Here is a 12,290-nt window from a genome sequence, read left to right on the forward strand (position 1 = left end):
GGCCTGCACTATTGCCGCGCTACTGCGCAGCCTTCCGCCTCGCCGCCAGCAGTTTGTGTGTGCCGTCGCAGTAGGGCTTGATGCCTGACCCGCCACAGCGGCACAGCGCTACGGTTTCCCGCGACCGGGCCACCGGCTCACCGTCGCCGTCCACCAGGTCAAAGTCGCCGCGCACCAGCAGCGGTCCGTCGGGGCAGACCACGATCTCGGTCGGTTCCTTGCTCGTCATGTTGGTTCTCCTAGGTCAAGGTGGCTCAGCTGCCGCCGTAGTGCCGCCGGGCTGCTCGCTGCGGTCCGCAGGCGCTTGCCGGCATACGGCACGCCGCCGGCAAAGCGCCAGGCCAGCGCCATCCACGAGGTGACCGCGCGCTCCAGTAGCCAGAGCGGCGCCCACCAGGCAGCCGAGGGGCTGAACACCTGCGCCCCGCCGGCACGCTGCCGCCCTGCTTCCGCCAGTACGACGGCGGTGGCAGCCAGCGCGGTGCAGGCCGCGGGGCGGCGGACCAAGACCAGCGTCAGCGGCAGCAGCAGCAGTTCAACGGCCAGCCGGGCCGGCTGGGTCTGCGAATCATAGGCCTGCCGGACCCGTTGACCCACGAAGTGCCGCAGCGTCGGCGTCAACCGGCGGACATACACCCCGTCGGCCCTGATCTGGCGGCCGCCGGCGGCCTGAACGGTCCGGATGAGTTCCAGGTTCTCGAACAAGACGTCGCCGCGGTACCCCTGTGTCTGCAGCAGGGCCGAGCGGCGGACCGCCAGCGTGCCGGGATAGTCGGAGGCGAAGGCCCGGTTCAGCAGCGACCGGGCCGTGTCCCAGCGAGCGTGCCAAGGCAGCTCCTCGTAGTAGTTCTGCGGCCGCACGAGTTCGGCATGCTCCAGCATTGCCGCCACCGAGGCCAGCGACTCCGGGGCGTAGCGGACGTCGTCGTCGGCAATGATCACGAACTCGTGCCGAGCGTGCCGCAGCCCGGTGAGCACGCCCTGCACCTTCCCGTTGGGCGTGGCCGGCCCGTCCGGTCGCAGATGCTGCGCACGCTGCCGCCACAGCCGGTGATGTGCGGCGAAAACGGGATCCGGCGAGCCGTCCACCACCGTGAGGTCCACCCATTCCGGCAGCGACTCCAGATAGGTGGTCAGTTCGGCGTCGCCGGCGCCGTCCTGCCACTTCAGCGGCAGGACGTACTCGATCCTCACGCCGATGCACCGGCGGTGACCGCCACCTCCCGGCCCGGCTCGAGCGGCTGACGCAGCGCGGAGCGGCCGGCGGTCCAAGCCTCCAGCTGCCAGCCGCCCGCAAGCCCGTCCAGATAGAGCGCGCTGCCGGCGCCGAAGAAGACATCCCCGGCCAGCGCCGGGTCCTCGGCAATCAGCCCGCCGGCCAGATCCCGCCCGGCAATCTGTTCGTGCACCGCATCCGCTTCTACATGTTCATCGAAGTACTCGGTCACTTCGTCGCCGAATCCCAGCCGGCGGAAACCGCGGGCGTACTTGCCGTTGGGAATCGACGAGGTCATCTCGTAGATGGCCAGGTGGCCGCAGATTGCGCCGCGCAGGCGCCGCTGCAGCCCGAAGAGGGACATGGTGTTGACCGAGGCCAAGGTGATGGCCGGAATGCTGTCCACGTAGGTTCCGAAGGACGGATCGAGCCCCAAGCCCTGCATGGTGCGGGCGAAAAGCTCCGCGTGGATCCGGCCGGGTTTGCCGCCGCCGTATTCATCTGCCTGGATTTCCACCATCGCCGACTTGGCCCGACCGCGCAGCCGCGGGATGGCCCAGGTATGCGGGTCGGCTTCCTTCAGCTGGTACACCGAACGGAGCACCACGAATTCCTTGGCCTGCTCCAGGGTGGCTTCCCGGGCCAGGAACGCGGAGACGCTGGGCCCGTCGTCGTCCGCCGCCAGTTCGAAGAGCCGGTCCGCCACGGCCTGCTGCGCCAGCTTCGCCGGTGCCGTCACAGCCACCGAGGCGCGCAGCCGCGTCTCCACACTCTGCTCAATCAGAGCACGGACCTGCAGCAACTGCACGTCCCATTCCCACCGGTCGTCCACGCTGGCCAGCCCGCCGTAATGAAGTTCGTACAGGCAGAACAGCGCCAACTGCAGATCGTCGTCGTACAGCACATCCTCAGTTGCGGCCACGGCGCGTCCAGCTGCGGTCAGCAGCTGGGGGAGGGCCTCCGAGGCATCATCGCGTGGCAGTACGCTCAGCAGGGTCTCGCTGACCGGACCCCGGGGATGTGGAAGCTTCACGGCGTCTCCTTACTGAACCGGCGCAGGGATGGCGGCGGTTCGCTGATTTCAAGTGCATCCTCACGGTCCCGCTACGTCAAGAGGCCGCACGGCGCCGGAGGCCAGTGCCGGGCCGGGCTGCGGCCAGGGCCCTTGGCTTCGGTTCCCAGCGGTGGCAAGGTGGGAAGAGTCCGAACATCCCTGTAGGAAGGACGGAAAACCATGCCCGAAATTGCAGGCAAAAAAGTCCTGGTTGCGGTCAGCAATCGCGGCGTCGAGCAGGACGAATTGAAAGTTCCGGTGGAAAAACTCCGGGCAGCCGGAGTCGATGTACTTGTCGCTGCGCCCGAAGCCGGCGAGGTGGAAACCATGGTCGGTGACTGGGAGCGCGGCGAGAAAATCCCGGTGGACAAGCCCTTGCCCGATGTTTCCGACGGCGACTACGACCTGCTGGTACTGCCCGGCGGCACGCTGAATGCGGATGCGCTGCGGCTGGACCCGGATGCGCAGGGAATCGTGCGGTCCTTCTCCGAATCCGGCCGGCCAATCGCCGCCATCTGCCATGGGCCGTGGCTGTTGGTGGAAACCGACCGCACCCGAGGCAAGACGCTGACCTCGTACATCTCGCTCAAGGCGGACATCATGAACTCGGGCGGTCGATGGGACGACGAGCCCGTGGTGATCGACCGTGAACACGGGTGGACGCTCATAACCTCCCGCAATCCCGGCGACCTGGACCAGTTCGTCGATGGGATCAAGGAAGTCCTCGCCGAAACCACCTGAGCGGCGCCCTCAAGGTCTCCACAGTGTGCGGTGTGAAAGTTAATTTCACACCGCACACTGCTGCGAGAAGAGCCTGGCTGATCTTCGGGTAGACACCGTCCATCGGACCGGCTCTGGAGGTGCAATAACCCGTCTCCGCAGGTTAAACGCCACGTCGTTGACACTCCAGAATTTGGCCTACTAAGCTGAGCCGCACATCCTACATGTGCTATCCGGGCGCCGATTACGGTGCGTGGTGTTTAGCCTCCTCACCCTGGTTTTGCACCACACTCTACAGTTCCACACCTCAATCATCACCAGTATCGTGATGGAGTGAACATGGGCAGTGTCGGTTTATTGTATGTTGGGGCCGTTTTGTTCATTAACGGCTTAATGCTGGTGGGGCTAATTCCGGGAAAATCTGCGGCCGTCCTCAACTTCTTTGTCGGTGCCATGCAGGTAATCTTCCCGACGCTTATTATCCTGCAGGCAAATAACGACCCAGCGGTGATTTTTGGAGCGGCTGGGCTGTATCTTTTCGGCTTTACCTACCTTTATGTTGGAATTCTCCAGGTCACCGGTTGGCCGGGCGAGGGGCTGGGCTGGTTCTCGCTGTTCGTTGCCATCTGCGCCGTCATCATTGGAGTTATTCAGTTCACGTCGGTCCATGATCCGGTCTTCGGCTCCATCTGGCTTATTTGGGCGGTGCTGTGGTTCATGTTCTTCCTGGTGCTAGGACTGCACAAGGAAGGGCTAACCCTCGCAACCGGCTGGTTCACCATCCTCGTCAGTTTCCTGACCGGCACCATCCCTGCGTTCCTCCTGCTGCTGAACCGATATGCGACAGGAGGAGGCAGTGCGCTGATCATGGCAGTCGCGGGAGCCATTTGCTTGGCCGTGGCCTTCTTCCTGGCCAGCAGGGGACTTCCTCATACGAGTACCACCGGAGACACAGCCACGGCCTCCACTGCTTGAGTGACATGTCGGCTCAGGGGAAAGTGCCGTAGGAAGGAAACCGCTGCTGATGCCTATCTACGAATACCGGTGCCCCGAATGCTCAGTTTTCGAGCTGATCTGTGGAATGGGTGCAGCGCCCGATTCGACACACTGCCCGTCCTGCGGCGCCACGTCACCTCGAAAAATGAGCGCGCCGCACCTTTCCCGTGCCGGTTCGACGGAATTCCGGCTGATCGACGACTCAAAGCGCAGTGCACACGAGCCGCCGGTTGTCACCGCGCTGCCAGGCAAGGGAAGGAGTCGGCCGGCGTACACCGCGAACCCGCTGCATCAAAAGCTTCCCAGGCCCTAAGGAACATGTTTCTTCCGATCATCCTAAGGAGAGAGAACAATGCCCGAGGTTATATTCCCCCTTGATTCGACAAAGAAGTTCGAGGATCAGGAGAAAGTCGGCCACAACCGGTGGCACCCGGAGATTCCGCCAGTGGCTACGGTCAGGCCGGGAGACTCTTTTCGTGTGCACTGCCGTGAATGGTTTGACGGCGCGATCGTCAATGATGATTCGGCGGAGGATATTCTCAACGCCCCGCTTCCGACCGTGCACAAACTCAGCGGCCCCTTCGCCGTTGAAGGGGCGCAGCCGGGCGACCTATTGGTGGTTGACATTCTGGATGTGGGACCGATCCCGCAGGAGGATTCGGGACCGTTGGCTGGACAGGGCTGGGGTTACACCGGCATCTTTTCCCGGAACAACGGCGGCGGATTCCTGACCGATCAGTTCCCGGATGCCTACAAGGCGATATGGGACTTTACCGGCCAGGTGGCCTCCTCCCGCCACGTTCCAGAAGTTTCCTTCACCGGGCTGATCCACCCCGGACTGATGGGTACGGCCCCGTCCGCGGATTTGTTGGCCAAATGGAACCAGCGCGAGGGCGACCTCATTGCGACGGACCCGGACCGGGTGCCACCACTGGCGTTGCCTCCCCTGCCTCAGGACGCTGTCCTCGGCGGCGTGCCCGAATCCGATTTCGACCGGGTAGCCGGTGAAGCTGCCCGTACCGCTCCTCCACGCGAGAATGGCGGAAACCAGGACATCAAGAATTTCTCGAAGGGCACCCGGGTCTTCTACCCGGTCTTCGTGGACGGTGCCAACCTGTCGATGGGCGACCTGCACTTCTCCCAAGGCGACGGCGAGATCACCTTCTGCGGTGCCATCGAAATGGGCGGCTTCCTGGACCTGCACGTCGATCTGATCAAGGGAGGCATGGACACCTACGGAGTCAGCGAAAACGCCATCTTCATGCCGGGCATCGTGGATCCGCGGTTCAGCGAATGGCTCGCGTTCTCCGGAACCTCGGTGACGCTGGACGGTGAGCAGAAGTACCTGGATTCACACCTGTCCTACCAGCGGGCTTGCCTGCACGCCATCGACTACCTCACCAAGTTCGGCTACAGCCCGGAGCAGGCCTACCTGCTGCTCGGTGCCGCGCCGATCGAGGGCCGGCTTTCCGGCGTCGTGGACATCCCGAACTCGTGCTCCACCGTGTACCTGCCCACCTCCATTTTCGACTTCGATGTCAGGCCCTCCGCAGGAGGTCCGCACCAGGTCGAGTCGCAGATGGCGGCGCCCACAGCGGCCAACAAATAACACCAGGCTCCTCCTGGCTTAGCAGGGGGACCGCTGGCCAAGCCGGTGGCAACTGGCAGAATCGAACTCATGGATGCACGTCTGCCGCTTGCTTGGCCAGAGGTTCCGCCGGCGCATGGTGGTGTGGTGCTGCGCCAGTTCCGCAGTGAGGACGCACACCTGGCCATGGAGTTGGCCGAGGACCCGTATATCCCGCTGATCAGTTCCATCCCGTCGCCATGTCCGCAGGACGAAGCAGTGGAATGGATTTTGCGCCAGAACGGGCGGTTCACTTCCGGCGCGGGGTACTCGTTCGCCGTGGCGGATGCGCAGACGGACCGTGCACTAGGGCAGATCGGGCTCTGGCTGACGTACCTGCCGGAGGGCCGGGCCACTGCCGGCTACCTGGTAGCGCCGGTTAATCAAGGACAGGGCCGGGCGGCCGACGCCTTGGCGGCGCTGGCAGCCTTCGGCTGGACCATTCCTGAGCTGCACCGGCTGGAGCTCTACATTGAGCCGTGGAACAAGGCGTCGTTCCGCACCGCCGAAGCGGCCGGCTTCAGTTGCGAAGGACTGCTGCGCAGTTACCAAGTCATCGGTGGCGAGCGCCGGGACATGCTGCTCTACGCGGCGGTCCGGCGGCCTGTTCCTGGAGCCGGCGGATCATCACCAGCTGTTCCCGGTTGATGCCAGCAGCTGTTCGAAGTCGCGGACCTGAGTGCGACGACGGTGCCCGCCCAAGGGGGCAGGCACCGCCGTCGTACTTCCGAGGTGGGGAGAATCAGAGGTGGATCTTGACGTCCGCCTTCTCCCGCAGGCCGGTGACCAGCGCCTGGGTGGCCTCGGTTTCCTTCTGCGCCTTCACCTGCTGCTCCAGGTTGGGTCGCATTTCCTCCATGGAGGGGACCTCGGCCTTCTGGCCGGACTGTTCGCCCATCGCCTCCTGCTGCTTCTTGGCCTGAGCGTAGGCGGCCTTCAGCTCCTTTTCGGAGGGCTTGGTGTCGCCGGTTTCCTCGGCGATGAGCTTGTTCACCTTAACCTGCGTCTGCATTTCGGCATTGACCTCGCCCTCGTCCATGCCCTGTTTCTTGATCGCGGCCAGGAGTTCATCCACGGTCTTGAACTGGTTGGTCTTCGCCATCTTCTCCAGTTCAGCATCCACGTCCTTCTGCGGTGCCTTGATGCCGCGGTGGTCCGCTTCCTGGATCAGCAACTGCGTGCCGACCATGGCCTCGGCGGTCTGCTTCTTCAGCGCGTCCTGATCCACTTCCTGCCCGGTCATTTGCGACTGCATGGCCATCTGCTGGAACTGGCCCTCGTACGCGGCGGTGAATTTGGCCTTGGTGATCTTCGTACCGTTGACCTCGGCCACCACATCCGGGATGCCCTTCAGGTCCGGCTCTGGCATCTGCGCCTGTCCCTCGGCGCCTGCGCTGGACTCGGCCGACGCGGCCGGGCTGGCGCCGCCGTCCGCGGGCGCTCCGGCGCAAGCGGTGAGGACGGCGATGGAGCCGGCAACAGCCAGGCTCAACAACCATTTCTTAGTCACACTGATCTCCCATCTCGGTGGCCAGTGTGCGACGTTACCCTGCGCAGATGGGCGCCGGCACGGCAAAAGCTGGGAGAAACCTTGGCGCCCCGCGCAGAATGTCCTCCGGCACGGCGAAAGAGCGGTTGCGGCAGCCGGTAGTCTATGGCCATGAAACGCTTTGAGCGCTGGTTTGGGGCGGTTGCTTGCGCTGCTGCGGCGGTGGCGCTGCTGGTCTCATCCGGACGGGACGGCAACCGGCTGGCGGACATCGTTTTCGCCGTGCTGCTGCTGGCCGCCGCGTGGGCGGTCAGTCCGTTCTTCGGCGGCCGACAGGAGCCGTGGGCTTCGCTCAAAGACAAGAACGACGACGGCGGTGTGGTCATCTTCTGGCGGCCCGGCTGCGTCTACTGCCTGCGGTTGAAGGTCTCCCTGGGCCGCAGCGGCCGCAGTGCGCACTGGGTGAACATCTGGCGGGATCCGGAAGGCGCTGCGTTCGTGCGCGAACACAACCACGGGAACGAAACCGTCCCCACCGTGCTGCTGAACGGCGAGGTGCTGACCAATCCGGAACCCGGGATTGTCAGCCGGGCGTTGGCCGGAAGGTAAGCACCGCCGTCGTTAGCCGTACCAAGCCCTATTCACGTATCGGGGTGCTGAGTAGCATGGTGCCTGCAGCCGTACGGGGCCGGTGGGGACCAGCCATCCGACGGATTGGGGGAAGCACACCAAGGGGGGTGGTGCCGCAGTGCGGGTCTTGATCGGTCATGCCAGCGCCCACGGTTTTACCGGGGAATCGCAGAGTGGGCACGGGAGATCGCCCACGACGTTCGCGCGGCCGGCTCCAGACGTCCGCTAAGACCTAAAGGACGTTGCAGAAGGAGCACAGCATGGCAGTAGCCGTGGTTTACGAATCCATGTACGGCAATACCCACCAGATCGCGAGAGCCATCGGCCGCGGCCTGACCGAAGCGCACTGCCCAGCAGAAGTTTTCTCCGTCGAAGCTGCACGTGATCGGGGGATCCGTCCCGACGACGTCCTGGTAGTGGGTGCGCCCACCCACGTGCACGGACTCAGCCGGGACTCCACCCGCAAGGCAGCGGCGAAGGAAGCCCCGAAGAATGAGCTGGAGATGGACCCCGCGGCCCAGGGACCGGCCGTGCGGGACTGGTTAGCGTCGCTGGGAAAGAGCACCGGACGGGCCGCTGCGTTCGACACTCGCGTCAAAGCTCCCGCGCTGTTCACCGGCCGGGCCAGCCACACGATTGCCAAGGCCCTGCGCCGGCACGGATTCGAGCTGTTGGCCGAGCCGGAGAGCTTTCTGGTCACCTCTACCAACCAATTGATGCCGGAGGAGGAGGCCCGGGCGCGTCAGTGGGGAGTTGATCTGGCCGCCAGGATTCTATCCATCCAGCCCTAGGCGGCTGCGCCGACCACGGTGTTGGCGCGGTGCGAAAGGATCGCCATGACCGCCCAACCAGCCCCATCGTACGCACCCCCTCCCGGCCCGCCGCCGGCCCGTATGAAGCCCGGCAACTGGGTCCTGCTGATCCTTGGCGTGCTGCTGAGCACGCTCGGGATAGGGATGATCATCGCCGCATCGATCGTGTTGGGCGCCTCGGCCGCGCAAAGCAACGGCGGCTACCTGACCGGCGGCACCAAGCACTACCAGAGCACCGGCTACGCCCTGACCAGTCCGTCCGTGGTGGTCGACCCCTGGTCCGAGGGGATGCCACCGGTCGGTGACCTGGCCAGTGTGCAGGTGCGCGCCGAGGCCGTGGTCCCGGACCAGGAAGTCTTCGTGGGCATCGCCAAGGCCTCCGACGTCCAGACTTATCTGCGGGACGTGCCTGTTACTCCGCTCACCACCGGTGCCTCTTGGCCCCAAACCGCGGAAGGGCAGATGTCATGGCGGGACAACCGCGACCGGACGACGCCCGGCAACCGCGCCCCCGCCGCACCTGCGGAGCAGGACTTCTGGACCGAATCCGCCACCGGCTCCGGTTCTCAAACGATCTCCTGGCAGGTGCAACCCGGACAATGGTCCTTGGTGGTGATGAACGCCGATGTCAGCCGGCCGGTCTGGGTGGACCTGCAGGCCGGGGCCCGCTCCGACTTGCTGGGGCCGATCGGGGGCGGTTTGCTGATCCCCGGCATCATCGCGCTGGTCATCGGAATTCCCTTGCTCTTGCTCGGTTCCGCCGGGCTGGGCCGGAACATCGACCCCGGCCGTTCCCGCCCCGGCGACGGTCCGGGAGCGGCCCTGGCCTCAAACGCAGGAGCGGAGAGGACACCGACCGGGGTGTACCCCGTCCGACTGGCGGGTTACCTGGACGGCCGGCTCTCGCGGGGGTTGTGGCTGGTCAAATGGTTGCTGGCGATCCCGCACTACATTGTTCTGGCGCTGCTGTGGTTCGCGCTGGTCATCAGTACCATCGCGGCCGGAATCGTCATCCTGTTCACCGGCCGCTACCCGCGGTCCTGGTTCGTCTTCAACGTCGGCGTGCTGCGCTGGTCTTGGCGGGTTGGCTTCTATGGATACTCGGCGCTGGGCACCGACCGGTATCCGCCGTTCACTCTGGCAAGCGCCGATTATCCCGCCGATTTGGACGTCGCCTATCCGCAGCGTCTCTCGCACGGTCTCGTGCTGGTGAAATGGTGGCTGCTGGCAATCCCGCACCTGCTGATCCTGGGCATCTTCACCAGCGGCAGCGGACTCCTCTGGAGCCGCAGTTGGGGCGACGACGTATCCGTGTCCTCCTGGGGCCTGTCCCTGCTGGGCGTGCTCATCCTGATCACTGCCGTGATCCTGCTGTTCACCGCCCGCTACCGCTACGAATTGTTTGCCTTCATCATGGGGCTCAACCGCTGGTGGTACCGGGTCGCAGCGTACGTGCTGCTGATGCGCGACGAGTATCCGCCTTTCCGCCTCGACCAGGGCGCCGACGAACCCCCGGCCTCAGCGCCGCCCGCGGGGCCGGGGATGCCCGGAGGACCGGGAACGGCGACGGGAAACTGGACCACCGAGCCGGGAACACCGGGGGCTGCGCCGGGAACAGCCCCTTGGCCAGGGTCCGCCCCGCCAGGTAGCTGGAACCCGGAGCAGGGGAATCGCCCGCCCGGCACCTGAGCCGCTTACGCTGTGTGGGGTGGGACGCCGTCGTTCCTTCAGTCGACCAGCGATTCGGCCTAACGGCGCCCTGCCAAGCGCAGGCATGCCGCGGTAGGCTGTGCTGCGATGAGTACTCAAGAGATTTTGTTGCAGCGTACCGGCCGTCTAGGGCACATTGTCCTGAACCGCCCGAAGGCCATTAATGCCCTAAACGACTCCATGATCACCGCGGTCACTGCAGCGCTGCGGGAGTGGGCGGAGGACGACGCCGTGGAAACCGTCCTGATCTCCGGCGCCGGCGAGCGGGGGCTGTGCGCCGGCGGGGACATCGTGGCCATCTACCGGCATATGAAGGATGGCGGCGACGAGATCTTTTGGGAAGACGAGTACCGGATGAACTCGATGATCTCCCGGTACCCCAAGCCGATTGTCGCGTTCATGGACGGTGTGGTGCTCGGCGGTGGCATCGGCATCTCTGCGCACGCCTCGCACCGGGTGGTGACGGAGCGGACCAAGGTGGGTATGCCGGAGACCCGCATCGGCTTCATTCCCGACGTCGGGGGCTGCTTCTTGTACTCCAAGGCACCGGGGGAGCTGGGAACCCACTTGGCACTTACCGCCGGAACCGGCACCGGGGCCGATGCCATCGCCCTGGGTTTGGCCGACTACTTCGTGGACAGCGCCGAACTCCCGGCCTTGGCCGCCGCGCTCGCCGACGCCCCGGCCAAGGAAGTCCTGGCGGCTTTCTCCCACACGGACGTCCCGGCGTCGGAGCTGGCCAAGCAGCGCCCCTGGATCGACGAGTGTTACGCGCACGACGACGTGGAGCACATCCTCGCCGCCCTGCAGAACTCTGCGGAGCCGGCCGCGCAGGTCGCCGCCGAGGAAATTGCGGCAAAGTCGCCCACGGCGGTGAAGCTCACCCTTGAAGCGCTGCGCCGTGCCGGCAAGATGGAGACGCTCGAGGAAGTGCTGGACCAGGACTACCGGCTGGGCGTTCGACTGGTCGCTGCCCCGGACTTCGCCGAAGGCGTGCGCGCCCAAGTCATCGACAAGGACCGCAACCCTCGGTGGAATCCGGCCACGCTGGCCGAGGTGGACCGGGCCACGGTCGAGGCCTACTTCGCCGATCTCGGCGAGGACGAACTGGGCATGGCCGGATCAGTAGAAGCAGAATCGGCCGCCGGAAGCTGAATGACGACGGCGCGGGCCCCCCGTCGTCGGGAACCCGCGCCGCGAGGGCCCGCAAGGGCGGGCCGCATCCGTTCCTACTTCTTGTCGTCGCCAGTCATCCGCTGGCTCAGGTAGACCGGAATCATCGACACGATGATCAGCACGGCTGCGATCACGTTGACCACCGGCGCCTGGTTGGGCCGGGCCATGTTGTTGAAGATCCAGATCGGCAGCGTCTCGGTGCCGGGCGGGGCGGTAAACGTGGTCACCACAATCTCGTCGAAACTCAGCGCAAAGGCGAGCAGGCCGCCGGCCACGAACGCCGAGCGGAAACCCGGGAACGTGACGTGGAAGAAGGTCTTGACCACGTTGGCGCCCATATCCATGGCCGCCTCTTCCAGGCCCTTGTTCATCCGGCCCAGCCGGGCCTGGACGTTGTTGAACACCATCACGATGCAGAACGTCGCATGCCCCACGATCACCGAGAACAGGCCCAGCCCGATGCCCAGCGGCTCCAACACGGTCTTGAAGGTGTTGTTCAGGGCGACGCCGGTGACGATGCCGGGCAGGGCGATGGGCAGCACCACCAGCAGGTTGACGGTGTTTTTCCCGAAGAAGTCGTAGCGGGAGAGCGCAAACGCGATCATGCTGCCCAGCAGTAGGGCGATCACGGTGGCGACCGCGGCAACCCGCAGGGAGGTCCAGAGCGCCTCGCGCACGCCCTCGTTGTGGAAGGCAGCCTCCCACCAGCCGGTGGTGAACTCCGTGATCGGGAAGGCGCCTGAAGTGGTGGCGTTGAAGGAATTGAGGATCACCAGCAGCAACGGCAGGTAGATGGCGGCCATCACCAGGCCGGCGAAAAGACGCAGGGCGACCTTGGCGGAGGAGGAGAGTCTCATTGG

14 protein-coding genes are annotated in these 12,290 nt (G+C 65.2%); 9 read left to right on the top strand and 5 right to left on the bottom strand.

All coding sequences use genetic code 11. From position 1 onward, the window contains the following. Nucleotides 1-19 precede the first annotated feature (19 nt). The 3 genes from AC5RW2_RS13790 to AC5RW2_RS13800 are packed head-to-tail and all read right to left on the bottom strand — an operon-like array spanning nucleotide 20 to nucleotide 2,249. Nucleotides 20-229, bottom strand: coding sequence for a CDGSH iron-sulfur domain-containing protein (locus AC5RW2_RS13790; RefSeq protein ID WP_493940945.1), 210 nt, complete (start codon nucleotides 227-229; stop codon nucleotides 20-22). Further along, nucleotides 226-1,194, bottom strand: a complete 969-nt coding sequence (locus AC5RW2_RS13795; protein ID WP_493963204.1) for a glycosyltransferase family 2 protein — start codon at nucleotides 1,192-1,194, stop codon at nucleotides 226-228. The genes AC5RW2_RS13790 and AC5RW2_RS13795 overlap by 4 nt, the downstream gene beginning before the upstream one ends. Further along, complete coding sequence (locus AC5RW2_RS13800; protein ID WP_493963205.1) at nucleotides 1,191-2,249, bottom strand: iron-containing redox enzyme family protein; 1,059 nt, start codon at nucleotides 2,247-2,249, stop codon at nucleotides 1,191-1,193. The genes AC5RW2_RS13795 and AC5RW2_RS13800 overlap by 4 nt, the downstream gene beginning before the upstream one ends. A 201-nt stretch (nucleotides 2,250-2,450) precedes the next feature. On the opposite strand from AC5RW2_RS13800, the gene AC5RW2_RS13805 reads away from it, so the two are divergent. From AC5RW2_RS13805 to AC5RW2_RS13825, 5 genes are all read left to right on the top strand, one after another. Next, on the top strand, nucleotides 2,451-3,011 hold the full coding sequence (locus tag AC5RW2_RS13805; protein ID WP_493963206.1) for a type 1 glutamine amidotransferase domain-containing protein: 561 nt from the start codon (nucleotides 2,451-2,453) through the stop codon (nucleotides 3,009-3,011). 318 nt (nucleotides 3,012-3,329) lie between these two features. Beyond that, complete coding sequence (locus tag AC5RW2_RS13810) at nucleotides 3,330-3,965, top strand: AmiS/UreI family transporter (protein ID WP_493951024.1); 636 nt, start codon at nucleotides 3,330-3,332, stop codon at nucleotides 3,963-3,965. A gap of 49 nt (nucleotides 3,966-4,014) precedes the next feature. Beyond that, entirely contained in the window at nucleotides 4,015-4,299 is a 285-nt protein-coding gene (locus tag AC5RW2_RS13815; protein ID WP_493963207.1) for an FmdB family zinc ribbon protein, read from the top strand. A gap of 39 nt (nucleotides 4,300-4,338) precedes the next feature. Beyond that, complete coding sequence (fmdA, locus tag AC5RW2_RS13820; RefSeq protein WP_493951022.1) at nucleotides 4,339-5,595, top strand: formamidase; 1,257 nt, start codon at nucleotides 4,339-4,341, stop codon at nucleotides 5,593-5,595. A 69-nt stretch (nucleotides 5,596-5,664) separates the two neighbouring features. Beyond that, nucleotides 5,665-6,261, top strand: a complete 597-nt coding sequence (locus AC5RW2_RS13825; RefSeq protein ID WP_493963208.1) for a GNAT family N-acetyltransferase — start codon at nucleotides 5,665-5,667, stop codon at nucleotides 6,259-6,261. Between the two features lie 94 nt (nucleotides 6,262-6,355). Here the strand turns inward: AC5RW2_RS13825 and AC5RW2_RS13830 are convergent, their stop codons facing one another. Then, entirely contained in the window at nucleotides 6,356-7,123 is a 768-nt protein-coding gene (locus AC5RW2_RS13830) for a SurA N-terminal domain-containing protein (RefSeq protein WP_493963209.1), read from the bottom strand. Nucleotides 7,124-7,273: 150 nt separating this feature from the next. On the opposite strand from AC5RW2_RS13830, the gene AC5RW2_RS13835 reads away from it, so the two are divergent. The 4 genes from AC5RW2_RS13835 to AC5RW2_RS13850 all read left to right on the top strand — a co-directional run bounded on the left by AC5RW2_RS13835 (nucleotide 7,274) and on the right by AC5RW2_RS13850 (nucleotide 11,409). After that, a complete protein-coding gene (locus AC5RW2_RS13835) occupies nucleotides 7,274-7,711 on the top strand; it encodes a glutaredoxin domain-containing protein (protein ID WP_493951019.1) in 438 nt (145 codons plus the stop codon). A 281-nt stretch (nucleotides 7,712-7,992) separates the two neighbouring features. Further along, a complete protein-coding gene (locus AC5RW2_RS13840) occupies nucleotides 7,993-8,523 on the top strand; it encodes a flavodoxin family protein (protein WP_493963210.1) in 531 nt (176 codons plus the stop codon). A gap of 45 nt (nucleotides 8,524-8,568) precedes the next feature. Continuing rightward, nucleotides 8,569-10,233 (top strand): DUF4389 domain-containing protein, encoded by a 1,665-nt coding sequence (locus AC5RW2_RS13845; RefSeq protein WP_493963211.1) that lies wholly within the window; start codon nucleotides 8,569-8,571, stop codon nucleotides 10,231-10,233. A gap of 108 nt (nucleotides 10,234-10,341) precedes the next feature. After that, nucleotides 10,342-11,409 (top strand): enoyl-CoA hydratase/isomerase family protein, encoded by a 1,068-nt coding sequence (locus AC5RW2_RS13850; protein ID WP_493963212.1) that lies wholly within the window; start codon nucleotides 10,342-10,344, stop codon nucleotides 11,407-11,409. Between the two features lie 74 nt (nucleotides 11,410-11,483). Here the strand turns inward: AC5RW2_RS13850 and AC5RW2_RS13855 are convergent, their stop codons facing one another. Next, a complete protein-coding gene (locus AC5RW2_RS13855; protein ID WP_493963213.1) occupies nucleotides 11,484-12,287 on the bottom strand; it encodes an ABC transporter permease in 804 nt (267 codons plus the stop codon). Nucleotides 12,288-12,290: the final 3 nt, after the last annotated feature.

This window comes from Arthrobacter sp. B0316-1-20, from assembly GCF_059091865.1.

Bases quoted from the DNA above. Each gene is read 5' to 3' on its own strand.
- AC5RW2_RS13835 (WP_493951019.1), top strand. From the start codon at position 7,274: ATGAAACGCTTTGAGCGCTGGTTTGGGGCGGTTGCTTGCGCTGCTGCG.
- AC5RW2_RS13810 (WP_493951024.1), top strand. From the start codon at position 3,330: ATGGGCAGTGTCGGTTTATTGTATGTTGGGGCCGTTTTGTTCATTAAC.
- AC5RW2_RS13790 (WP_493940945.1), bottom strand. From the start codon at position 229: ATGACGAGCAAGGAACCGACCGAGATCGTGGTCTGCCCCGACGGACCG.
- AC5RW2_RS13845 (WP_493963211.1), top strand. From the start codon at position 8,569: ATGACCGCCCAACCAGCCCCATCGTACGCACCCCCTCCCGGCCCGCCG.
- AC5RW2_RS13855 (WP_493963213.1), bottom strand. From the start codon at position 12,287: ATGAGACTCTCCTCCTCCGCCAAGGTCGCCCTGCGTCTTTTCGCCGGC.
- AC5RW2_RS13825 (WP_493963208.1), top strand. From the start codon at position 5,665: ATGGATGCACGTCTGCCGCTTGCTTGGCCAGAGGTTCCGCCGGCGCAT.
- AC5RW2_RS13850 (WP_493963212.1), top strand. From the start codon at position 10,342: ATGAGTACTCAAGAGATTTTGTTGCAGCGTACCGGCCGTCTAGGGCAC.
- AC5RW2_RS13815 (WP_493963207.1), top strand. From the start codon at position 4,015: ATGCCTATCTACGAATACCGGTGCCCCGAATGCTCAGTTTTCGAGCTG.
- fmdA (WP_493951022.1), top strand. From the start codon at position 4,339: ATGCCCGAGGTTATATTCCCCCTTGATTCGACAAAGAAGTTCGAGGAT.
- AC5RW2_RS13805 (WP_493963206.1), top strand. From the start codon at position 2,451: ATGCCCGAAATTGCAGGCAAAAAAGTCCTGGTTGCGGTCAGCAATCGC.
- AC5RW2_RS13840 (WP_493963210.1), top strand. From the start codon at position 7,993: ATGGCAGTAGCCGTGGTTTACGAATCCATGTACGGCAATACCCACCAG.